The organism is Brevibacillus sp. WF146 (assembly GCF_001673705.2).
GTDB classification, from domain to species: Bacteria; Bacillota; Bacilli; order Brevibacillales; family Brevibacillaceae; genus Brevibacillus; species Brevibacillus thermoruber.
This window is the reverse complement of the sequence record NZ_CP109943.1, coordinates 2,317,054-2,339,325: the sequence shown is the minus strand read 5'-3', so window position 1 is coordinate 2,339,325 and position 22,272 is coordinate 2,317,054. Positions and strand designations below refer to the sequence as shown.

Below are 22,272 nucleotides of genomic sequence, written 5' to 3'. Positions count from 1 at the left end.
TTATTCATCCTCTCCCACTTCAAAGGTGACGTGGTTCTCGATCCACTCGCGCCGGGGCGGCACCTTGTCGCCCATCAGGACGGTGACCAGTTTTTCGCAATGGGCGAGGTCTTCCAACTGCACCTTGATCAGCTTGCGCGTCTCCGGATTCATCGTCGTCTCCCAGAGCTGGTCGGCGTTCATTTCGCCCAATCCCTTGTAGCGCTGCACTTCCGCACCGCGCCCCAGCCGCTTGAGCGCCTGCTCCAGCTCGTCATCGTTCCAGCAGTAGACCACGTCCGCCGGCTTGCCTCGGTTTTCCTTACGCACCTGATACAGCGGCGGCTGCGCGATGTACAGCTTGCCCGCGGCGATCAGCGGCTGCATGTAGCGGAAGAAAAACGTCAGGAGCAGCGTCTGGATATGCGACCCGTCCACGTCGGCGTCGGACATGATGATGATCTTGTCAAACGCGCAGTTCTCGATGGAGAAGTCTTCCCCGATATCGGTCTCCAGCACCTCCAGAATGGTGCGGAACTCCTCGTTGGCGAGAATGTCGGACAGCTTCGCCTTTTCCGTGTTGAGCGGTTTTCCCTTCAGGCCGAAAATCGCCTGAAACTCGGAGTTGCGCGCCTGCTTGGCCGAACCGCCGGCGGAATCCCCCTCGACGAGGAACAGCTCGTTGCGCTTCGGGTCCTTGTACTGCGGCGGCGCGAATTTGTCGGAGATGGATTTCCGCTTTTTCGCGTTTTTGCCCTTTTTGTCGCCGCGCAGCGCTTCCCGCTGTTTGCGCAGTTCCTCGCGGATTTCCGCGGAACGGATCGCCTTTTCGATCAACAGCTTGCCGATCTCCGGGTTTTCCTCCAGGAAAAAGCCCAGTTTTTCCGAAACGATCTGCTCCACGATCGTCCGCGCCTCTTCGTTGCCCAGCTTGTCCTTGGTCTGGGACTCGAACTGAACGTCGGCCATCTGCAGCGAGAGCACGCCGAGAAAGCCTTCGCGCAGGTCGTTGCCCGACAAGTTGGGGTCCTTCTCCTTGAGGTAGCCTTTTTTGCGGGCAAATTCGTTGAACACCCGGGTGGTCCCGTTGCGGAAGCCGGTTACGTGCGTGCCGCCGTCCGTCGTCGGAATGGAGTTGACGTACGAGACGAGCGTCTCCGTGTAGCCGTCGTTGTACTGGAACGCCAGCTCGACGTAAACGTTTTCCTTTTCCCCCTCGAAATAGACGACCGGGTGGAGCGTTTGCTTGCCTTCGTTGAGGTACTCCACGTAGGATTTGAGCCCGTCCTCGAAGTAAAACTCCTCCCGTTTGATCTCGGGTCCGCGCTCGTCGATCAGCACCATGCGCAGCTTTTTCAGCAGAAACGCCGTCTCGCGAAAACGGTCGCGGATCGTCTCGTATTCAAATCGGGCACTGCCAAACACCGCGTCGTCCGGCAGAAAGCGGACCGTTGTGCCGGTTCGCTTGGTGGTGCCGACCACTTCCAGGTCGGTCACCGGCTTGCCTACGTGTTCGTTGCCTTCTTCGTCCACCACGTAGGCATACCGCTGCTTGTGAATCTTGCCGTCGCGGTGGATCTCCACCTCCAGCCATTTGGAGAGGGCCACCACCACGCTGGAACCGACGCCGTGCAGTCCCCCGCTCTTTTTGTATCCACCGCCGCCAAACTTGCCGCCGGCGTGCAGCGTGGTAAAAATCACTTCCGGCACCGGGCGGCCCGTCTTGTGCATGCCGGTGGGGATTCCCCGACCGTGGTCCTCCACGCTGACGCTGCCGTCCTTGTGCAGGGTGACGATGATCGTATCGTTAAAACCGGCCAGCGTTTCGTCTTTGGCGTTGTCCACGATCTCCCACAGGAGATGGTGAAGTCCGCGGCTGCCGGTGGAACCTATGTACATGCCCGGCCGTTTGCGCACGGCAATCAGGCCTTCCAGCACCTGAATGTCTTCTTCGGTATACGTAAGCGTATCTGTTTCCTTCAATCGCGTTCTCCCCTCTGCTTCTTCAACTTGCGCAAGGAAACGCGGCGCCGGCCGCGCCCTGGGCGAAAAGCGGAGCCGTGGTCGCCCTTGTGCGGAACGGACGTGACATTCCGTTCTCCGTCCGGGTAAAAAGCGAACACTTAATCGCTATTGTACCGTATGGAATTGATTGTATACAACGCCCGCTGTCGGTGGACGGCGAGAAAATGCGATTCCGCGGGCAAAAAAACCTCCCGGCCGTCGCTCGCGCTGTGACGGGTGAGGCCCGAAAAAAGGCCACCTCGCCCTAGCGAGATGGCCGAATGCGCCGCGTTATTTTTCGTTCAGCAGGCGTTCCATTTCCTCGTCGTCAATTTCGTAGTTGGCGTAGACGTTTTGGACGTCGTCGTTCTCTTCGAAAGCCTCCATCATCTTGAGCATTTTCGCTGCATCCTCGCCGCTGATCTTGACGGTGTTCTGCGGAATCCACTGAACGGACGCGTTTGCAAACGTGTAGCCTTCCGCTTCCAGTCCGCTTTTGACCTGTTCCAGCTCGTGCGGGTGGGTCAAAATCTCGTAGGAGTCCTCGTTGGTCACCATGTCCTCGGCACCGGCTTCAAGCGCCTGCATCAGGATGGTGTCCTCGTCGACGGGAAACGCTTCGCGGTCGATGGTGATGACGCCTTTCTTGTCAAACATGAAGCTGACGGAACCGGTCTCCCCCAGGTTGCCGCCGCGCTTGTTGAAGATGGCGCGCACGTCGGCCGCGGTCCGGTTGCGGTTGTCCGTCAGGCATTCGACGATGACGGCCACGCCGCCCGGTCCGTATCCTTCGTAGCGGATTTCTTCGTAGTTGTCGGCGTTTCCGGTGTCCGTCGCCTTTTTGATCGCGCGTTCGATATTTTCCACCGGCATATTGATGGCTCGCGCGTTGGCGATGATCGCTTTCAGCTTCAGATTGGCGTTCGGGTCGGGCCCGCCTTTCTTCGCCTCCACGTAAATCTGCCGGGCAAATTTGACAAATTGGTTGTTCCTTTTCTGGTCGGCTGCGCCTTTTTTGGCGGCAAACAGTTTGAACTTCGGCATAACCAACTCTCCTCATCACATACAGAAATACCATGTCTAAGTGTAGCACTAGAGGGGAAGATCGGTCAAAGCCAAACCTCAGACAACCAGGCAGTTCCCGTCGGCGATCAACTGTTCCAGATCGACGTAATATCGGCCGGAAGCGCGAAACTGCCCGAGCGCGATCCGGCGGCAGACGTCGGTGCCCACGGCCGCTCCCAGCGTGACGGACGAGGCCAACTGCGGCCAGGTGCAGACGGTTTTGCCCACCTCCGCCAGCGACGCTCGCAAGCGCTCCGAGATGGCGCCGTCCCCGACGATCCGCAGCACATGGGGGATTTTCTCCTGGTTGGACAGCCCCTTCAGGGTGTCGTAGTCCAATCCGTCGACCAGCCCGTGTAAAATCGGCCGGTCCGGTTCAAGGTCGAACCGTTCCACGTCCACAAGTCCCCTGTCGCTGGTGTCCATCACGACGGGAATGCCCAGCGCCCTGGCTTTGAGCCGGCTCAGAATCTTCATGTTCAGGCTGTCGCATTCGTCCACCAGGATGTCCAGCCGTCCGCCTTCCAACAGAAAGCGGTCCAGATTCTCCTCGTTGGCCCCGTCGGCAAAGCAGACCACTTTCAAAAAGGGATCGATCTCCGCAATCTCCCGCGCCGTGACGATGATTTTCGGCATGCCCAGGTGGTGAACGCCGGTCCGGATGCGGTTTAGATTGGAGAGTTCCAGCGTGTCGAAATCGGCCAGGCGAATCTCGCCGCACACCCGTTCCATCGCCAGCGTGAGCGCGAGGGACTGGCCGACGGAAAGGCCGATCACCCCGATCGCCTTCCGGGATAACACTTCTTGTTCCTGCTGCGTGATCTTGTTTCGGTTCCGGTTCGTCCGCACAAACACGAACTCCTCCTCGTCCAGCAGGTGCACGAGGGTCCTGCGCCAGGGGTAGTACACCCACACGCCTTTCTCCTCGGGGGCCTCCCCCAGATAGTCTTCGACCGCCTCGGACAGCTCTTCCCGGCTGAACCGGCGGTCCGGATGCTTCGCCTTGATCAGTTCCTCCACCTGTCCGCGAAACGGATTGAGAATCACGACATCGTCTTGCCTGCGGCACAGGTCCTGCAAGCGGCGGCGGTCATCCTCCCGCTGGAGGCGGAAAAACAGCGGGGCAAACAGCCAGTCCTCCCTTCTCATCTCTGTTCGTTCGGCCAGCAGCGAACGCAGGTCCGTCATGGCAAACCTCCCCTTTCTTGCGTGAGTTGTCACTCCTGATCGATCACGATGCCTTGTCCATCCACGGTCCGCACCAGCGGCGACATGCGGAAGTCAACCGTGTACAGAGCCGGCTGCCGGCTGGTTTCCGCGCCCGGCCGCCAGTACTTTTGAAAGGCCTGCCTCATGAACGCGTGCTTGTCCGAGGTGTCGGGAACGGCAGTAGGCACACCGGTCAGCCGAATGCCCGTCTGTTCCAGAAACACTTTGACATGTAGCGGCAGGATGGCAAATACCGTGCGGATTCCCCGCTCTTCCATGAACGCGAACATGCGGCGCAGCAGGAGGCGAAACAGATAGCGCTTGTGCAGGTCGAGGAGCGGTCGATACGGTTTCGCCCGTTCGTCCTTGCCGGCAGCGTCCAGCAGCGGATGAAAGGCGAATCGGACGAATTCCGCCGCTTTCGCCGGCTTTTCCACGCCCGCAAACAGTTCGTAACAGTCCAGCTCGTCGTCCACCACGGCCCGCGCGGTCGCCAGCACCAGCGGATGGCTGCCCACCTGCTGGCCGATGGCGAACACGTGCGACTGTTTCTCCGTGCGGAAGCCGACGTCTTCAAATTCCAGCCGGTCGTTCAGATAGCGGAGGTTGTAGCTGAAATTGACGATGTCGTTCACCTGCTCGTGCAGGAGCGTTTCCTGGTCGTCCAGCGCCCTGCAGACGTACCGGACGGCGTCGAGACATGCGTCCCGCTGTTCGAGGACGGGATAGACCAGCTTTTCGTATAAACGGGTCAGCCTGGTGTTTTTGATACCCGCTGAGGAGGGCTGCGCCAGCCAATCGATCGGCAGCACGCAGAAGGGACTTGAACAAAAAGGGACGAGTTCCGTAGCCGTTTGGAAAGAGCGGGAGTACACCATTCCGTTTGTTCCTCCAATCTCCCATGCAGGACGTCGGGTCTGTCCGACAGCGGATTCCGTGGATGGGATGAGATTTTTGAAACAGGAAAAAAGTTCTACAAATTGAATCGTTTTCCTCCAAAAATATACAACGTTTTCCAATTTTTTCGGACGAAAGACCGTGTAGACGGCGCCATGTTTTCCGGCTAATTGCTTGAAGATCGGGCAAGCTATGGAGGAGTTGAAAACCCGAGGCAGACAAAGGGGGAAGTTCCTTGATCAGCGCAGCAAAACCGTTTGTGAAATTTCACCGCTATGACCAGGAGCTGGTCTCCGACATCCAGGCGCTCAATTCCTCCGGCTACCACAAGGACGACATCTGGGTCCTCAGGTGGAATCCGGACAAAAACCACTCCAACCAGCGCGGCAACTACTACAAATACAGCACCCATTTCGAGGATGCCGTCGGCGACATCGACAGCAAGGCGCATGTTTTCGACAACGGCGGCGAAGAACTGCGGACGCGGCTGGAGAAACTGGGGCTGACCAAGGACGAAGCCTCCGCTCTCTTTCGCGAGCTGCAGGAGTCGGACTACACCTGCCTGCTGGTCGTGCGGGACCTGAAAGACAACATCTTGAAGATGAACGACTGACCACTCGCAAAGGAGGCGTCTTTCGCGCAGGAAAAAAGCCGCTGCTTTTGCCGCAGCGGCTTTTTTGCTTGTTTATCTGCCATGCTTACTTTGCGTCGTCGATCAGTTCGATGCCTTCCAGCACCTCGTTGAGCTTGACGTAGACAGCTTCTTCCTCGCTTTCCTCCAGCGGCACCATTTCGCCGCCGTCGACCTGGAATACGAAAATGTCCACTTCCTCATCCACGTCGTCTTCGTTCGCCTCGTCTTCGATCGCGTCGGTCAAGGCGACGTATTCCTTCCCATTTAGTTCAAACAAGGCGATGACTTCAAAATCGCCAAGCGGTTCGCCGTTTTCGTCATCCAGCGTGATGATGTCGCCCAGTTCCAGGTCTTTGTTTTCTGCGGTCAATGTGTTCACGTCCTTACTGAAAGTTTCATGGTACGTTCCCATCATACCGGTTTTTTCCGCAAGACGCAATCAGGCATGGGCTTTCAGCCGACAGGCAGTCTCACTTCGAAGGTGGAACCCTGCTGTTCCCGGCTCGTGACGGAAATGGTTCCGCCGTGGTTGTGAATAATCCGGTAGCTGACCATCAACCCCAGGCCCGTCCCGTTCTCCTTGGTCGTGTAGAACGGCTCTCCCAGTCTCGCGAGGCGGTCTTCGGGGATGCCGCAGCCTTGGTCGCGGAAGCTGATTACCACCGTGTCTCCCTCCCGCCGCACGCCCACGTGCACTTCTCCTCCGTTCGGCATGGCCTCGATGGCGTTTTTCAGAAGATTGAGAAACACCTGTTTGAGCTGGTTCTCTTCGCACATGACCGAAGGCGGATCGGGTTCGTAACGGGTGACGATGCGGACGTTGTGCATGACGGCGTGGGTCTCCGCCAGCACGATGATATGCTCCAGCATCGGAACGACGTCCCTCTCCTTGAAGGCGATGTCCTGCGGTTTGGCCAGCACGAGAAATTCGCTGATGATCTTCTCGATCCGGTTCAACTCCGACACCATGATGTGAAAGTACTGCTGCTTCTCCTGCTGTTGGGAGTACATCAGCTGCAAAAAGCCCTTGAGCGAGGTCAAGGGGTTGCGAATCTCGTGCGCCACCCCTGCCGCCAACTGGCCGATGACGGAGAGCAGTTCCGACTTGCGGACCATCTCCTCCGCCCGTTTGCGCTCCGTGATGTCCTGCAGAATGCCGATCACCGCCGGCTTCCCCTTGTACGACGTGGTCTTCTGCAGCACTTCGAGATGGACGATGTTGCCGTCACTGCGCAGGCCGTGAAACTGATAGCGGATGGGCGAGCGGTCTCCCTTGCAGCGGCGGCTCTGGTTTTTCAGCACAATCTCCCGCTCCTCTGGCACGACCAGATCGACCGCTCCCAGGCGCATCATGTCCTCCTGAGTGTAGCCGAACATCTCGGCCATGCGGGGATTGACGTAGACGAAGCTGTGTTCGTTCACGTACGCGATGTACACGCCGACCAACGTGTCCTCGACCAGGCTGCGGTACAATTCCTCCGTTTCCTGCAGTTCACGCTCCATGCGCTTGCGCTCCGTAATCTCCGTCGAGGAGCCGACCACTTCTACGACCCGCCCCTGTTCGACGATCGGGGAGAGCGTCGTCGTGAAGATTCGTTCCCCCATGGCCGACTCGTACTCCAGCACATGGCCTTCATATGCCTTTTCGTACATGGTCATGATGTCCTCGCTGCACAGCTGCAAAACTTCCTGCAGCCGCTTGCCGCTGATGCGATCCGTCGTCAATCCGAACTCTCTCGCCAGCTTTCCTTCCGAGAGGGTGAAGACGAACTGGCCGTCTTCGTCCCGCTTGTACTTGAAAATGTGATTGTGCAGATTTTCCACTGTTCGCCGCAGTTCGTCCTTGTACCAATCGATCGACGGTTTTCCGCCGTAGATCCCTGCTTGCAACAGGCGAGCACTCCTTTACCCTGAGAATGAGATGCAACAAGAATTCGCTGCGCCTCCCGAGTTTCCTCTTTTTTCCTGAAAAAACGTACGCGCTGCAGCGTTATGCCAACACGGTTTCGTCACCATTCTCCTATTTTTGGCATAGCTGGTCCGCTACAACCTGGGAGGAACGGTCGGGTCGGGCAACCAGTACATCAGTTGGCTGCATATCGACGATCTGAACGAGATCTTCCTCGCGGCTGTCGAAGACGACACGATGAACGGCATCTACAACGCGACTGGGCCGCATCCGGTCACGAACAAGGAATTCATGGCAGCGCTGCGAAAGGTGCTGAACAAGGGATGGGCACCCCCGGCCCCCGCTCCCCTGGTGTGGCTGGGAGCGTACGTGTTCATGCGGACGGAACCAAGTCTTGCGCTGACCGGGAGAAATTGTGTGCCCAGGCGGTTGGCGGACCACGGTTTTCGCTTTCGCCATCCCGATTTGGAAGCAGCGCTGTACGACTTGCTTGGGAAGCCGTAAGCCCCGCCGAAAAGAAACAGCCTGCGGTCCCCCGCAGGCTGCCCTCTTGCCTACTCTTTCACTTCTTGCAGCACGCCTTTTTCCAACAGGAACGCCTCTTCCGCCTGCAAGATGGCAATGATGGCATCTCGCTGGACGTACTTGCCGGATTCGGCGAGGCGGCGTTCGATAAACCGAAGCAGTTCTTCAAAGTCGAGAATCTGGATCTCCTGGTCGCTCACGACGTTCCCCCCCTTATACACACCTTCCTATTGTACACGAACCGGGTGCTTCTTCCAACTCCACCACCTGCGCCGCACCGGCCGCAGCAGATATCCGCTCCACAGCACGAAAAGCACGCTCAACGCCAGGTAACAGCAGGCAAAAAACAGCCAGGGGGTAAAGGCAAACTCCACCGACGGCATCAGCGATTCGTCGAGGATGGCGAAGAGCACGATCACCGGGTTGAGACCGGCCAGAATCTGCAGTTCCGGAAGATTCCACACCACCAGATGGGAATACCGATCCGGATCGACCTGCTGCAGGATCTCGCCAAGGAAAAAAAACAGCAGGCCGGTCCCGACGACAAAGCAAAAGGCGATGCCGTAAGCGGTGATCGTACTGACGGCGGTTCGCTTGATCCAGGTGGAACAGAACAAGCCGAGCGACCCCAGGAACAGGATGTTGACCGCGAAAAACAGGACCAGCTTCACCACCTGTTCCGGCGACACGCTTCCGTACAGCATGACCAGGCTGTACAGGGGCATGGACGCGGCCAGCAGCAGGCTGGTAAAGGCAAGCGACGTGACCAGCTTGCTCCAGACGATCGTGCGGGGCGACAGTTGGGTGGTGAGCAGAATGTTGAGCGTCTGCCGCTCCCTCTCGCCGCTGATGGCGCCCGCCGTCAGTGCGGGTGCGACAAAGCAGATCATGGCGTAATGGATCGCCGCCGAGATGAGGAACAATTCGCTGTTTTCCCCCAGCGTTCCCGCTCTGAGCGGGTTGATAAGCAGAAAGCCGAGCGGGATGCCCCCCATGATCAGCAGATACAGCGCGAGAATCCACACGGTCCGCTTCGTGCGGAACCGTTCCCGCAGTTCCTTGACAAGGATTGGATTGGACAGAAATTCCCTCATCAGCCTCCCACTCCTTCCGTGATGGCCAAAAAGACTGCTTCCAGGTTTTCGCTGGACTCGCCAAAGTACGTGACGGCTGCTCCCGCGTCCACCAGCTCCTGCAGCAATCCCGCCTTTTCCGCTTCGCCCCCGACGAACCGGAAGCGAAATCCATCTTCCTGCTCCTCCAGATCCTTTACCAAGGGGCACTGTGACAGCACGCGGCCCGCCTGATGGCGGTTGGTCAGCGTCCGCACCAGCATCAGCGTAATGCCGCGGGCCCGGACGCTCACGTCATCCAGCGCTCCGCAGGCGATGAGCCTGCCCTGCTCGATCACGCCGATTTCGTCGCACAGCTCCGCCAGCTCCGGCAGGATGTGGGAGCTGATCAGGATCGTCTTGCCCATCGCGCGGAGCTGTTTCAGGATTTCCCGCAGCTCGATGCGGGCGCGCGGGTCGAGTCCGGAAGCGGGCTCGTCCAAAATCAGCACCTCGGGATCGTGAACCAGGCACCGCGCCAGTCCCAGGCGCTGCTGCATGCCCCGGGAGAGCGAATCGACGTAGGCATCCGCCTTGTTGGACAGGTTGACCAGTTCCAGCAGATCGGCGATCAGCGCGGTCCGTTTGGACGCCGGAATCTTGTAGGCTCCGGCGTAAAAGTCCAGGTACTCCCGCGCCGTCAGGTTGTCATAGACGCCGAAAAAATCGGGCATGTACCCGATCGACTGACGGACGGCCGCAGGCTCCTTCATCACGTCGTAGCCGCAGACAAACGCCTGTCCCTCCGTCGGCTCCAGCAAGGTGGCCAAAATCAGCATGGTCGTCGACTTTCCCGCGCCGTTGGGACCGATGAAGCCGAACACCTTTCCCTGCTCAATCCGCAGGTTGAGGTCGCTAAGCGCCCGCAGGCTGCCGTATCGCTTGCTCAGATGGACCGTTTCAATCATGGCGGACAGGTTCCCTCCCTTCTACCTGGAAGAACGGCATCGGCAGCGAGAGACGCTGTACGCCTGGGTGGGAGAAGCGGAGCAGGACGGTGCCGTCGGGCGTCAGGTACTCGCTCAAGTCCGCTTCCAGGACCAATCGCTTGTCTCTTGGCAGCGGCTTCCACTGTCCGCTCTTCTGGTGGAAAATCGCTTTCTGGAACGGGCGGAACGAACTGTGGTCGAGCGGTACGATGAGCCGCTCCGCGTGGTTCCGCGCCTGACCGAGCTTCAGCGAAAACGTAACGCTGCCTTTCGCCAATTCCCACAGGTAGGGCGATTTCGACTCCAATTCCCCGGTCGACTCGTGCATGTCCACGCCCAGCAGGCCGTACGGATAGGTGATCACGCCTCGCTGATCCGGCTGAAGCCGCACCGTTTGGCTGATCACGTTCCAGCAGCGGGAACGATGCTCCTGCTGAAAGGTGATGAGCGGGAGGGGCTGGCGGTTGACGCCCAGGATACGCACCCGATCACCGCCCTCGAACGACAGCACGTCGTCCTGCAGTCGACGGATACGCTCTTCCACGGAAGTTTCCGTTTCATCGTAGGCGTTTCGGCTGGGCAGGTAGAGCGGCTCCAGTTTGGCGTCGACCCGCTTCGTTTCTCCCGGCCGCATGCTGCCGAGTGGAATCCGCTGCGGTCCCACTTCAACATAGGCCGTCTCCAGCGGGAACGCCGTGTTGTTGGTCACCGTCCCCCGCAGCCTGTCTTTCTGCACGTAAAGGCTGGCCTCAAACTCGCCCGCTTCGCGCATCAGTCCGAATCCGACCGCCTGCCGCGGCGTCAGATACGGCACGCCCTGAAACTCCAAGGAATATCCCGAGTCCGCCCCCCTTTCCGACGTCAACCCGTCCGGTTCGTAATTGTTTCCGTTGTAGGCAAGCGGCAGGGCGACCATCCCCGGCTGGACCTCCGCCTTGAAACGATCTCCGCTGACCGCAAGAAACGTGGACGCGGTCTCCACATCGGCGAGCTGCCCATCGAGAATGCGCACCCGGGTGACGGCGTGGCTGCTGTTTTCCCGTACGACCATCGGCTTGCCGATGAAAAAGACCCCGACCATCAGCAGCACCGCCATTCCCGGAATGACGCCCCACGCCCACTGCCGCCGGTCCAACCGCTTCAGAATCAAATAGGTGCCGGGTGCCACCGCCGCCACGTACAGCACCCACAGAACGGCGATCCAGACGGGGGCGGGCGGATGCACGTCCGGAATGTAGCGGCTCAGCTCCAGCAAGGGGCGGTTGAACTGGTCGATGCGCCGTCCGCGTTCGAGCACATCCTGCACGCCGTGCCGGCTCAGGACGTTTTGCCACAGCTCGGCGCCGTGCTGCCAGGACGCGAGCGGTTCCGCCGTCACGTCATAGTTGACAAACAGCAGCAGCCCTTCGCCCGCCTCTCGGGCGACGAACAGCGGCAGCGTGTTGTTAAAAACGGGGATGCTTCCGGCGGGCAGCGTCTTCGCCGCCGTATAGCCGGAAAGCGCCCGCCTCGGATCGACGCGTCCGCTTTTGGGCTCGACCGGCAAAATATCGGCAAACCGCCGGACCGCTTCCTCCTGACCGGGTCCCGCGGACAGAATGACGACTCCGCCGCTCTTGATCCAGTCTGTAATCGCTTCTACCTGCCGATCCCGCAGCTTCTTCACCTGTTCGCCCCTCAGCGCGAGAATATCCAGGTTGCGGTACAGCCAGGACTCGTCCGGCAGCATCTCGGCCGTCAGGTTTTGTACGAGGACGTGGCCGCCGTTCATCTGCCGCTGCGTCATTGTCAATACATGAAAAGCGCCGCTGCCGGAATCCAGCACGCCAATGATTCGTCCGTCTTTCGGATAAGGCAGCCGCAGCTTCTCCGACGCGACCACCTTTTCGCCCTGGGTCAGCCAAAGCCGCCATTCTTCCAGGAACATTTCCGCCGGCATGTCAAAGGCGATCGTCCTGCTTTCGCCTGCCGCCAGCTTCACTTCCTGCAGAAGCGCGGCATGCCGGATCTGCCGAGGCGCCTTGTCCCTGGACAGCTCAACCAAACCGGAAAACGGCTGATCCCGTGTGTGCACCGTCACCTCCAGCCGTACCCAGGCATCGTACTTGAACACCCCGCCGAACGGGATGTTTACCTTCATCTCCACGCTGCCTTCGGCGGCAGCCGGCTGAGCCGCGAAACCCAACCACGCGACCGCGAAGACGAGCAGCCAACTCCTGTTCATCTCTTTCTCCTCCGCTCGTTATCGTGACGCCAGTGAGACGACCAACGTGTTCTCCGTCTCGTCGCCAGCCTGGACAAGCAGCAGGTGCTCGTGGTCAGCCGACCAGTGGGCGCGCACCAGACGTCCGCCCTCCCATGATCGGATCGGCATGTCCCGCAGCACGGGCGGCTGTACGTCCACTTCCGCTTCCGCAAGGGTGCCTTCCGGCGTGGTGAACGTCAGGCTCGCCTCACCGTTCCAGGACGGCCAGCCGCCTCTGCCAACGAGGGTGGTCCGACCGGAGCGCATTTCCATCACGAACACGCTGCCCTGTTTTGTAAAGGCAAGCAGGCGTCCGTCGGGCGACCACTCCGGCTGACTGCCTTCCGCCACCTTCCAATCCCGCATGGAGACGATGCTGCTTACCCATATTTCCTCCACGCCGTCGCTTGTGCGCGTATAGACGATGCTGTCGTCGGCGGGCGACCAACTGGGCGAGTGAAACGCAGCGCCCTCTTCCTCCTTGATCAAGCGGCTGCTGCCCGGCCGTTTGTCGTCGGGCACGTCCACGATCCAGAGGCGGGACGTCTCTCCCTGCTGCTCCACCACGGCCAGCCGGGCGGCCCGGTTGCTCCAGGACAGTGACGTGAAATCGCCGTGATCGACCGGCAGTGACACGTCCGCTTTGGCTGCCGGCTCGTCCAGATCAAACGTGCGGATGGTCGAACCGTCCGTCACGTACGCGATCCGCGAACCGCCGGCATCCAGATCGACCCGTTCGGGGTTGGCCGCTCCTTCCATGGCAAGCAGCGACGGCTGCCGAACCGTCAAGACACCATGCGGCCAGACGCCGTACCAGACGGCGATCGCAAGCAGGACGACTCCGCCCGTAAGGCTCCAGACGCGGCGGAGTTTGCCTGTTCGCGGTCCCAGCAGGCTTTGCTGCCGGTCCTTGTCCAGCTCCTTGATCCGCTGCAGAAGCTGTTTTTTCAGCTCCGCTTTCAGGTGGTAGTTCACCGGCACGGACCGGCGAAGCTGCTGCAGATGGGCCAGCAGTTGGGCTACGGAATGCTCTTCGGAACAGCCGGTGGGGATGCGCTTCTCGTCTCTCATTCGCCCTCTCCCCCTTCGTACATCTTCTGTAGCTGATGCAAAGCGCGATAGGAGATCATTTTTACGCTCGATTCCGTTTTGCCCAGCACTTCCGCCACCTGGCTGATTTTCAGATCGGCAAAATAACGCAGGGTCAAGACGTCACGCTGATCCTGCGTCAACTTCTCCAGCCGGTCTCGGAGCAGGCGAATCTCTTCGTTGGTCAGCGCCTGCCGTTCCGGCTGCCATGTATCGTCCGGTTCGCCGCCGAGCAGATTGTCCTGATCGACCGGAAACTCCCGGTTTTTCCGCATGAAATCGACGTACGTGTTGTGGGCGATGCGGAAGATCCAGGAAGCAAACGGACTGGTTCTGCTGTATTGGTCAAATTTTTCAAGCGCCTTTAAAAACACCGTCGTCGTCAAATCGTCGGCATCCCACGGATTCTGCACGCGGCAGCGCAAATAGCGGTTGACGCGGTCGAAGTACTCGTCGTACAACTCGGTAAAATCGCGGGATTCGTAATACTCAGCCGAAGAGTCTGACGACGGGCGCGCCGAACGCTTCATCGCCATTGCCATCGTGATTTCCTCCACCCCGCCGCATCCGCCGGCAGCCCCTCGCCGCTGTGAGAACGGCACGAGCGCACCCGACGCGGGCAGGCCTTCCCCTTTTCTGACGTGAAAGCAAGCGCCCCCTTCCCGGTCAGCGCTTGCGGATGCGGAAAAAAGCATCTGTAAAAGCGGCCGTTCCCGTGAACGGACCTCATTCAGATGCTTTTTAACTCCGAATAAGTATTACGTATGGAGGCGGAAAAAAGTCACAAGACTGGCAAAAAAATTTTTCGAGTTACGCAAGGCTGCGACTGTCGTCTCAGGACCGAAGCGCCCGGTCCAGTTCCGCGATGATGTCCTCCACCGCCTCAATGCCGACGGAGAGGCGAATCAGCCCCTGGGTAATCCCGGCTTCCCGCCGCTGTTCCTCCGTCAATGCGCGGTGTGAGGTGGTGACGGGATGGGACACGCTGGTCTCCACACCCGCCAGGGACGGGGCCAGTTTGATCCAGTCGAGGGCGCGGAAGAAGTCGTACACCTTTTCTTCGTCCGCCAGGCAGAACGAGATCATCGCCCCTTGCTTGCCGCGGTGAAAAAACGAAGTGGAATCCGGGTCCGGGTAATAGGTGCGCTTGACGGCGGAATGGTTCCGCAAGAACCGGGCCACTTCGCTCGCGTTGTCGCACTGCCGCTCCATGCGCAGGGCCAACGTCTTCAGCCCGCGGGCGGTCAGCCACGCTTCAAACGGGCTGAGGGACGCGCCGTAGTTGACCACGATTTCCGAGGCCCTGCCGACCAGGTCCCGCCGGCCGACCAGGACGCCCGCCGTGACGTCGCTGTGGCCGCCGATGTACTTCGTCGCGCTGTGCACCACCAGATCGGCCCCCAGTTGGATCGGCCGGACCAGGTACGGGGTGGCAAACGTGTTGTCCACCATGACGGCGAGGCCGTACTGTTTTGCTTCGCCGATCCAGTACGGCAGATCCGGCACCGACAGCAGCGGGTTGGTAATCGTCTCCATGAAAAGGAGCTTTGTCTGCGGCCGGACATGGGGCGCAAGCGAAGAACGCTGGCGCAGGTCAACGCACTCCAGTTCGATCCCGAACCGGGACAGTTCCTTGTGCAGAAGCGCATAGGTTCCGCCGTACAGTTCATGGGAGGCGAGCACGTGGTCCCCCGGGCCCAATACGGCGAGCAGGCCGGCCATGATCGCTCCCATGCCGGACGCGGCGCTGACGCCGGCCTCCGCCTGTTCCAGCCGGGCAACAGCCAGCGCCAGTTCCGCTTGATTCGGGTTGCCGTTGCGGGTGTACAGGTACTCTCCTTCCCCTGCGTAGTATCGTTCCACATCCTCCAGCCCGGAAAAGGCAAACACGGACGTTTGATAGATGGGGGTAGACTTGCTGGCCACCTGCCGAAGCGGCTTGTGGCCGATATGTACTGTTCTCGTCTCGAAGCGCTCGCCCACCAGAAATCCCTCCAGCGTCAACTTTTCTAACATTCTATCACGGGTTGGCCGTTCCGACCACCCTATTGGCGTTCTCCTGCATGTTTGTGCTATAATCCTGTGCGTCCTCTTATCAGGACAAGCAGGAAAGGAAGGTGCACAACATGAAACGACTGTTTACCACCCTCTTCGCATGTCTGACAGCAGCCGCATTGATTGCGGGATGTTCCGGCGGAAGCAGTGAAACGGCGCCCCCTCAACCGAAGCCGCCTGCCAAGGAAGTATCGAAGGAACCGGCGCAGCCGCCGGGGCCGACGGGCGAGAAAAAGTACGCCAAACCTCCGGCCATGCAGATTGACAAAAACAAGAAATACCAGGCGATCATCTCCACGACGATGGGCGACATCACGGTGGAGCTGTTTGCCAAAGACGCGCCTGTAACGGTGAACAATTTCGTCTTTTTGGCAAAGGACAAGTTTTATGACGGCTTGACGTTCCACCGCGTGATCAAGAATTTCATGATCCAGACAGGCGATCCGCTGGGCAACGGAACCGGCGGCCCGGGCTACAACTTTGAAGACGAGCTGAACAACGGCCACACCTACGAACCGGGCGTCGTCGCCATGGCCAACGCCGGTGCCAACACCAACGGCAGCCAGTTCTTTATCGGTTCCGGCGATGATGTGAAGAACCTGAAAAACTACCCGAACTTCACCATCTTCGGCAAGGTGGTCGCCGGCATGGACGTCGTGCAAAAAATCGCCGCCGTCAAGGTCAAAAACAACCCGCTTACGGGCGAAGCGAGCATGCCGGTCGAGCCGATCAAAATCAAAACCATCACCATTCAGGAAAAATAAGCGGAGCAAACGGCGCCAGTCTCTCGAGCGGCGCCGTTTTCTCTTGACCGGAACCCGTCTTCGCTCCGGTTCCGCCCGCTCATATTTACCCCATGCGCGCGGCGGTCCGGCTGCGCGGTCACGTAGGCATGGAATCCATTCCCTCTTGAACCGCTCCTGTTTCACCGATAGACTTGCAAATGACCCCGATTCGCTTCCGCGACCGCAAGCAAAGAGCGAAAGGAGTGGTGTCTTCGTGGTGAAACGAGAGGCGCGAACGCGCTTTTTCTTCTTTTCCGGCAGCTTTCTGCTGCTGCTGGTGTGCCTGCTGGTGACGCCGACAAGCGCAACGGCACCGCAGGCGAAAAAAACCGTGCCCGCCCAGAACGAGCCTCGACAGCAGGGGCCTGTGGCACGGGCGGCGGACGTTCCCCAAACCCTTGAACCCCGACAACAGGATCGGCGCCCCGCCATCCGGGCGAGCCGTGACGAGCGGCGCACGGCCGCCAGAGGCGGGCGCATCAGACTGACCGAGCGCGAGATGGAATTGCTGGCCCGGCTCGTTTACGCGGAAGGCCGGGGAGAACCCTACGAAGGCCAAGTGGCCATCGCGGCGGTCGTGTTGAATCGAGTGGAATCGCCCCAATTTCCCAACACGGTACGGGAGGTCATCTTTACACCCAACGCCTTTTCACCGGTAAAAGACGGCCATCTTTCGCAGAAGACGAACGACACGGCGCGCAAGGCCGTCCGGGACGCCGTTAACGGGATGGATCCATCCCGCGGGTCCCTCTACTTTTACAATCCGAAAACGGCGACGTCCGAGTGGATTCGAACGAGACCGCAAACGGTGCGGATCGCCAACCACGTTTTTGCGCGCTGATCGCAGGCGATGCCTGTTTTTGCATCACTTTTAACATAACTTTATTTTTTGTTTATCTTGAGTTTACTTTTTTCCTCTATCCTGTACCTGTAAGCACTTTTTCAACGCATTGAGAAAAGCTCCGATTCTTTTTTCGGCATGCATGTCTCGCCGTACGCATGAATAGGTCGTGAACCCATCTCGTCATGCTTACTGCGACGTACCTTGACCGTTTGGCGGCGCCGTTTGAAGTGAGAGCAAACGACTTCCGCCCGGCCAATCGGTTTTTTTCTCAATCGCCCCCAACCCTTGGGCACTCCTGCAGCGGGAGTGCCGTTTTTTTATGCGCCCCGGCCAACTGCGCTTGGTGGCGCTTCGGACATCCCCTGGCCGCCTTGCCTCCTCTGGCCGCACCCTGTCGGACCCCCGCTGCCGCATGGCCGATTCCCCTGTTTCCTGTTACAATGGAAGGGATGGAAAGGAGGGGGCCACCGTGCGCTTGTACAGTCAAATGACCCTTGCCGAACTGCAGGAAGAGATGGAACGGCTGCGCCTCGCGGCAGAAGAAAAGAAGCAGGCCGGTGACGAGTCGCAGTACGCCGTCCTGCAGCAAAAATTTTTCCTGGCCAAATCGTATTACATCGGAACCGGAGAGTTCCGCATCGGCGGTACCTATCGGGTCTTCGGCCACGACGAGCCGTTTACGATCGAATACTTTAACGGCGTGTTTGCCTGGGGCAAATTTCCCGGTTCGCCGGAGCCTACGGGCTTTCCCGTCGGCATGCTGGAGCCGTGGGTGTAGGCTGCGGCAGCAGAGGGGAACATCGCGGCCGTTGTCCTTGTCATTGGTACAAACACCAAAAAGCCGGCGCTTCTCTGCAGCCGGCTTTTTCACTGCACACCGTTTCAGAAGAGCAGCCCGTTCCTTCAACGGGTCTGCCCGGCGCGCGGTGTTCGTCTGTGAAAAAATCTTCCACACGCTGCCCCCACTTTGGATATAATAGGGGCAAAAAAGAAAGTGAGTCTGGCTCAATATGGATGTCATCAATCTTGTCCTGCTCGCGCTTCTGGCGCTGGGCATCATCGGCAACAATCCGGCCGTCTCCATCGCGGTGGCGATTTTGCTGCTCATCCGCCTGCTCCACCTGGAGCGGACGTTCCCCTTTTTGGAACAGTACGGCCTGCAGATCGGCATTGTCGTGTTAACCATCGGGGTGCTTTCGCCCCTGGCCAGCGGCAAGATCCGCCCCGACACGATTCTTTCCATCTTTACCCACTGGCAGTCCGTTCTCGCCGTCCTGATCGGCATTTTTGTCGCCTATCTGGGCGGGAAAGGGGCCGGCTTGATGACGCAAAATCCGCTGGTCGTCACCGGCATTTTGCTCGGCACGATCATCGGCGTCACCTTTTTCCGCGGCGTTCCGGTCGGACCGCTCATCGCGGCCGGCATGCTCGCCTTTCTCCTGCAATTTCTCCCCAAATGAGCGGCGGCGTCAGCCCCACCGCTCCTTGACCTGCAGGCCGTAGGCGAGAATTTCCTGCGGCGTCACCAGCCGAAAGCCCTGTTGCTCCCGGTAATCGATGACCAGTTCCTCCGCTCCGACATAGGTCTCGGTTTCCTTGTCCACCAACAGGGTCATCCCCTCTTCCTCCAGCACCCGATCGCCGCTCATCGGTTCGTCCCAAAACAGTCCGTATTCCACCGTCATGCCGCAGCCTCCCACCAGTTCCCCGTTGATTCGCAGCGCCTGCCGGCGTTCGTTGGCCAGCGCGGCGAGGACGGAGCGGGCCGCATCCGTCAAAGTCACTCGCATGCATGGTCCTCCATTTCTTGTCCGCCTTGTCCTTTTTGGATGCATCATCTCTCCCATCATAGCATACAATGGTTGAAAGGCAGCAAGGAAAGGACGATCAAACATGCGCATTTACGAACGAGACGGCATCTTCGTCGCAGAAGCGGAATACCAATCGGAACTGGTCATCATTTGCGGAAACACGTGGGAAGAAGCCCAGGAGAGGCTGCAGATGAGGCTTCTCGTTCTTGAAATGATTGGATGAAGCGAGAAGCGGGTCGCCAGAGACCTGCTTTTTTCACGCACAAGCCGAAAACCACTGCACAAGGAGCGCGACGCCATGTCTTCCCTCATCACGCACGACATGTCGCTGGTCGCCGACATCCGTCGGCGGACGGCGGCAGCCAACCGCAACAACGTGAGCCGCACGGCCGCCTACCTCGCATTTTACCGCGAGCACCCGGAAGTGCACTGGGCACTGCTTGCCCACCTGGTCTCCCGCAACGGCGGCTGGAGCATGACCGACCTTCGCGGCGAATGGCTCCCCCGCCTGATGGACGAGCAGGACATCCGCGCGTTTTTCTGGTTTTTGGAGCGAAGCAACTGGCTGATTTTTCACGACGCCTACGCCCAACTGCTGCTCTTCGCGGAGATGAAGCGGACCGGAACGGATTTGACCCCCCTCCTGCCCCGCCTCGGCGTCTCCCGCTTCATGCAGCCGGTGTGGCGCGAGTTTCTGGCGGAGCAGGACAGCGTACGGCTGACCCGCGCCCTGATCGTCAACGAACAGCAGTACATCGAACAGCGCGTGGTGCGCAAGCCGTTTGCCCGGGAGCAGGTTTTCGCCAATCTCGCGTTTTTGGCGCAATCCGTGCTCTCGCTCAACCAGGTGCTGCTTCCCTACAAGGCCCATCCCGCCGACCGGCGGCTCAGCGTTGTCGGCATCGCGGTGCACAACTTTCCCTCCGTCCGGCAGCGCATCTCCGTGGGCAAGACGCTGTACCGGCTCCTTTTCGCCGATGCCCGGCGGCACGAAGCGATTGTCAGGTGGGCGACCCGCATTCCGCATACGGGATCGCGCTCCGATTACTGGCCCCACCTGTTTTCGCCCAAACCTCACGGAGAAGCCGCGGAAAACGTCTACCGGCCGCGCATCGACGGCGCCGACCTGCAGCCGGGCCGCCCCAAGCTGTACAGCCCTGCGCTGAGCGCCGTCTGGCCGGATGTGGAGCATGCCCCGGCTGACGGCGTGGACTGGTACCGGGACGAGAAGTGGCAGGAGGCGTTGGAAGACGAGGAGGACTTGCCGACGCTGGACAGCGAGGCGTATCTGCGCTCGCTGCGCCTGGTCGAGGAAGGATTGGAGTGGATCACGGCGTTGACGTGACCCGATGTGGAGGTGTTGGAAGCGTGAATGCATTGGTGGAAAACCAGAAGGCTTATCTGCTGAGCTGCCAACTGCCCAGCGGCGCGTTTCGGCTGGCGCCCAGGCGCGACCAGATCAATCCGTACTTCACCAACCTGGCGCTCATCTCCCTGGTCCGGCTGGGCGAAGGGGAGGCGGTGCGAAAGCACGTGGATTGGTATCTTCACCACGTCAACGAACGCGGCTACGTCAACGACTACCGGCTGGACGGCGAGCGGGAGGTGGACACCGGCAATGCCGACAGCGAAGACAGCTACCACGCCACCCTGTTCAGCCTGCTTGTGGAGTGGCTGCAGCTCACCGGCGACACCGACTGGCTGCGGCAGCGGCGGGACGAGCTGGCCATACTGGTTCAGGCAGTGGGGCGGCTGCAGCAAAAGGACGGGCTGACCTGGGCGAAGCATTCGTATCGCGTCAAATATTTGATGGACAATTGTGAAGTGGCCGTTGGACTGGAAGATGCCGCCACCCTGTTCGCGGCATTGGGCGACGACGAGTTGTCGCGGGAAGCCAGATGCCGGGCGGAAGGCTGCCGCAGGGGAATCGCGGCGATGTACAGCCCGGCGCGGGCAGCCTACGCGATGTACGACCGCACCTATCCCGCCTGGCGCAAGTGGTACCCGGACGTGACCTCCCAGGCGTTTCCGATCGTGTACGGACTGGCCGGCCCCGATGCAGCCTATGGCCTGTACGAGCGCATCACGGCCGCCTTTCCCCACTACGACAGCTTTCAGACGGGCGACCTGTACCCCTGGATGGTCATGGGAGAATGCGCCAGACGGATGGGAGACGTGCGCAGGGTGGAGCGCATGCTGCAGACAGCGGCTGATCTGTACATACGAGGACCGCGCCGGCCCTACTGGCTCATTCACGAAACGGGCCGTTTTCTCGAGCTGATGCTGGCCGCCGGTTCATCCGCCGCCTAGTCACGCCTGTTTTTCTTCCGCCTGACGCGGGGCTGGGTACCGTGCTGCACCACCAGGAACGGCACCAATTCGCCCCGCTCCCAGAAAAAGGGGAGCGGAGAGATGGGCACGGGCCCTTTGGACGCGAAGTCATGCGCGAGCCGTGCCAGCAGTTGGGCGCCGGTCTCGCCGTGCAGATCGGCCACGATCAACACGTCCTGATGGGGAACAGCCACGCCGAGGGCATCCCCTGTCCTGCTGCGCTCCATCTCCTCCAGCATGGATGTGAGCAGCACGCGGCTGGCGGCGTACCCGTCGCGCGGACTGATGAAATGAATGCGGTTGGGTCCCACCTGCTCCGTCTTGATGGGAACGGGCAGTCCCTCCAGATTGGCCATCGCGCGGCGGTGCAGCATCTCCTCCGACCAGCCCGCTTCCGCCAATGCCTCCCGTTCAATCAGGGTATACCCCTCGCCGTGGTCTAAGGCGTACAGGATCGCCGTCTCCTCCGTATGCGAACGAAACACCCACCGGTCGGGGTTCTCCCGAAGCAGCGAGGCATGCCGCAGCACGGGATAAATCCGGCTTTCCCGTCCCGCCAAGGAACGGTCCGCCGTCTGCCCGCGAACGGCGGCGAGCACCCGGGAGACAAACGCGTAAAGAGCCGTCCGCCGCTCGTCCGGCTTCTCCTCCACGCGGCGATAGAGCGGTTCCAACGGGATGTCGGGCACGACGGGCGTGCCGTCCGCTCGCCGTTTGACCCGCAGGCCGTCCTCCTCCGCTTCGCAGTACAGCTCGTCCGGCAGTTCCCTGCCGATCAGTTCGACGACCCGCCGCTTCAGCGATTGGCGCACGGTGTTTGACATGAAGATTCCCCCTCTTTTGTCGTTT

At 60.1% G+C, this 22,272-nt stretch carries 24 protein-coding genes; 9 read left to right on the top strand and 15 right to left on the bottom strand.

Translation table 11 applies throughout. The features are described 5' to 3' along the window. The 4 genes from A6764_RS11600 to A6764_RS11585 form a co-directional block, all read right to left on the bottom strand. On the bottom strand, positions 1 to 1,962 hold the full coding sequence (locus A6764_RS11600; protein WP_029099104.1) for a DNA gyrase/topoisomerase IV subunit B: 1,962 nt from the start codon (positions 1,960 to 1,962) through the stop codon (positions 1 to 3). Between the two features lie 312 nt (positions 1,963 to 2,274). Then, positions 2,275 to 3,027, bottom strand: a complete 753-nt coding sequence (locus tag A6764_RS11595) for a YebC/PmpR family DNA-binding transcriptional regulator (RefSeq protein ID WP_029099103.1) — start codon at positions 3,025 to 3,027, stop codon at positions 2,275 to 2,277. A gap of 78 nt (positions 3,028 to 3,105) precedes the next feature. Next, the gene (locus A6764_RS11590) at positions 3,106 to 4,236 is read right to left on the bottom strand and encodes an Rv1355c family protein (RefSeq protein WP_065066459.1); all 1,131 of its coding nucleotides are present in this window, start codon (positions 4,234 to 4,236) and stop codon (positions 3,106 to 3,108) included. Positions 4,237 to 4,265: 29 nt separating this feature from the next. After that, positions 4,266 to 5,135 carry a hypothetical protein gene (locus tag A6764_RS11585; protein WP_065066460.1) on the bottom strand — a complete coding sequence of 290 codons (870 nt, stop codon included), beginning with the start codon at positions 5,133 to 5,135 and terminating at the stop codon, positions 4,266 to 4,268. A 254-nt stretch (positions 5,136 to 5,389) separates the two neighbouring features. Here A6764_RS11585 and A6764_RS11580 point away from each other — a divergent pair, with 254 nt between their 5' ends. Beyond that, a complete protein-coding gene (locus A6764_RS11580; RefSeq protein ID WP_065066461.1) occupies positions 5,390 to 5,767 on the top strand; it encodes a YflT domain-containing protein in 378 nt (125 codons plus the stop codon). Between the two features lie 85 nt (positions 5,768 to 5,852). Here the strand turns inward: A6764_RS11580 and A6764_RS11575 are convergent, their stop codons facing one another. Together A6764_RS11575 and A6764_RS11570 are read right to left on the bottom strand one after the other, a co-directional pair. Further along, positions 5,853 to 6,158 carry a DUF1292 domain-containing protein gene (locus tag A6764_RS11575; protein ID WP_065066467.1) on the bottom strand — a complete coding sequence of 102 codons (306 nt, stop codon included), beginning with the start codon at positions 6,156 to 6,158 and terminating at the stop codon, positions 5,853 to 5,855. An 83-nt stretch (positions 6,159 to 6,241) separates the two neighbouring features. Beyond that, positions 6,242 to 7,678: a PAS domain-containing sensor histidine kinase gene (locus A6764_RS11570; RefSeq protein WP_044898055.1), complete on the bottom strand. Its 1,437-nt coding sequence runs from the start codon at positions 7,676 to 7,678 to the stop codon at positions 6,242 to 6,244. A gap of 256 nt (positions 7,679 to 7,934) precedes the next feature. Here A6764_RS11570 and A6764_RS11565 point away from each other — a divergent pair, with 256 nt between their 5' ends. Next, positions 7,935 to 8,201: a DUF1731 domain-containing protein gene (locus tag A6764_RS11565; protein ID WP_255309601.1), complete on the top strand. Its 267-nt coding sequence runs from the start codon at positions 7,935 to 7,937 to the stop codon at positions 8,199 to 8,201. A 50-nt stretch (positions 8,202 to 8,251) separates the two neighbouring features. Here A6764_RS11565 and A6764_RS11560 read toward each other — a convergent pair whose 3' ends face one another. From A6764_RS11560 to A6764_RS11530, 7 genes are all read right to left on the bottom strand, one after another. Beyond that, positions 8,252 to 8,422, bottom strand: a complete 171-nt coding sequence (locus A6764_RS11560) for a hypothetical protein (RefSeq protein WP_162836721.1) — start codon at positions 8,420 to 8,422, stop codon at positions 8,252 to 8,254. 27 nt (positions 8,423 to 8,449) lie between these two features. Then, positions 8,450 to 9,316, bottom strand: a complete 867-nt coding sequence (locus A6764_RS11555; protein ID WP_065066462.1) for an ABC transporter permease — start codon at positions 9,314 to 9,316, stop codon at positions 8,450 to 8,452. Beyond that, positions 9,316 to 10,242 carry an ABC transporter ATP-binding protein gene (locus A6764_RS11550; protein WP_065066463.1) on the bottom strand — a complete coding sequence of 309 codons (927 nt, stop codon included), beginning with the start codon at positions 10,240 to 10,242 and terminating at the stop codon, positions 9,316 to 9,318. Before A6764_RS11550 ends, A6764_RS11555 begins: the two co-directional genes overlap by 1 nt. Beyond that, positions 10,235 to 12,487, bottom strand: a complete 2,253-nt coding sequence (locus tag A6764_RS11545) for a hypothetical protein (protein WP_065066464.1) — start codon at positions 12,485 to 12,487, stop codon at positions 10,235 to 10,237. The genes A6764_RS11550 and A6764_RS11545 overlap by 8 nt, the downstream gene beginning before the upstream one ends. Positions 12,488 to 12,505: 18 nt before the next feature. Continuing rightward, positions 12,506 to 13,579: a PD40 domain-containing protein gene (locus A6764_RS11540; RefSeq protein ID WP_065066465.1), complete on the bottom strand. Its 1,074-nt coding sequence runs from the start codon at positions 13,577 to 13,579 to the stop codon at positions 12,506 to 12,508. Continuing rightward, on the bottom strand, positions 13,576 to 14,139 hold the full coding sequence (locus tag A6764_RS11535) for an RNA polymerase sigma factor (protein WP_029099092.1): 564 nt from the start codon (positions 14,137 to 14,139) through the stop codon (positions 13,576 to 13,578). Before A6764_RS11535 ends, A6764_RS11540 begins: the two co-directional genes overlap by 4 nt. Before the next feature lie 292 nt (positions 14,140 to 14,431). Beyond that, entirely contained in the window at positions 14,432 to 15,580 is a 1,149-nt protein-coding gene (locus tag A6764_RS11530) for a trans-sulfuration enzyme family protein (protein WP_255309602.1), read from the bottom strand. A gap of 143 nt (positions 15,581 to 15,723) precedes the next feature. Between A6764_RS11530 and A6764_RS11525 the strand changes: the two genes are divergently transcribed. The 4 genes from A6764_RS11525 (at position 15,724) to A6764_RS11510 (ending at position 18,741) form a co-directional block, all read left to right on the top strand. Continuing rightward, positions 15,724 to 16,416 (top strand): peptidylprolyl isomerase, encoded by a 693-nt coding sequence (locus A6764_RS11525; protein ID WP_029099090.1) that lies wholly within the window; start codon positions 15,724 to 15,726, stop codon positions 16,414 to 16,416. 235 nt (positions 16,417 to 16,651) lie between these two features. After that, the gene (locus A6764_RS11520; protein WP_029099089.1) at positions 16,652 to 17,278 is read left to right on the top strand and encodes a cell wall hydrolase; all 627 of its coding nucleotides are present in this window, start codon (positions 16,652 to 16,654) and stop codon (positions 17,276 to 17,278) included. 472 nt (positions 17,279 to 17,750) lie between these two features. Further along, complete coding sequence (locus A6764_RS11515; protein ID WP_029099088.1) at positions 17,751 to 18,059, top strand: YfhH family protein; 309 nt, start codon at positions 17,751 to 17,753, stop codon at positions 18,057 to 18,059. A gap of 232 nt (positions 18,060 to 18,291) precedes the next feature. Then, positions 18,292 to 18,741 carry a DUF441 domain-containing protein gene (locus A6764_RS11510; protein WP_035297457.1) on the top strand — a complete coding sequence of 150 codons (450 nt, stop codon included), beginning with the start codon at positions 18,292 to 18,294 and terminating at the stop codon, positions 18,739 to 18,741. Between the two features lie 9 nt (positions 18,742 to 18,750). On the opposite strand, the gene A6764_RS11505 is transcribed toward A6764_RS11510, so the two are convergent. Next, complete coding sequence (locus A6764_RS11505) at positions 18,751 to 19,071, bottom strand: iron-sulfur cluster biosynthesis family protein (RefSeq protein ID WP_035297455.1); 321 nt, start codon at positions 19,069 to 19,071, stop codon at positions 18,751 to 18,753. Positions 19,072 to 19,174: 103 nt separating this feature from the next. Between A6764_RS11505 and A6764_RS11500 the strand changes: the two genes are divergently transcribed. From A6764_RS11500 to A6764_RS11490, 3 genes are all read left to right on the top strand, one after another. Continuing rightward, a complete protein-coding gene (locus A6764_RS11500) occupies positions 19,175 to 19,315 on the top strand; it encodes a hypothetical protein (RefSeq protein WP_162836727.1) in 141 nt (46 codons plus the stop codon). 75 nt (positions 19,316 to 19,390) lie between these two features. Continuing rightward, positions 19,391 to 20,437 carry a DUF2515 family protein gene (locus tag A6764_RS11495; protein WP_065066469.1) on the top strand — a complete coding sequence of 349 codons (1,047 nt, stop codon included), beginning with the start codon at positions 19,391 to 19,393 and terminating at the stop codon, positions 20,435 to 20,437. A gap of 23 nt (positions 20,438 to 20,460) precedes the next feature. After that, complete coding sequence (locus tag A6764_RS11490; protein WP_176703220.1) at positions 20,461 to 21,402, top strand: hypothetical protein; 942 nt, start codon at positions 20,461 to 20,463, stop codon at positions 21,400 to 21,402. Here the strand turns inward: A6764_RS11490 and A6764_RS11485 are convergent. Continuing rightward, positions 21,399 to 22,247: a DUF1444 family protein gene (locus A6764_RS11485; protein WP_083989729.1), complete on the bottom strand. Its 849-nt coding sequence runs from the start codon at positions 22,245 to 22,247 to the stop codon at positions 21,399 to 21,401. The two genes, A6764_RS11490 and A6764_RS11485, sit on opposite strands and share 4 nt — an antisense overlap. Positions 22,248 to 22,272: the final 25 nt, after the last annotated feature.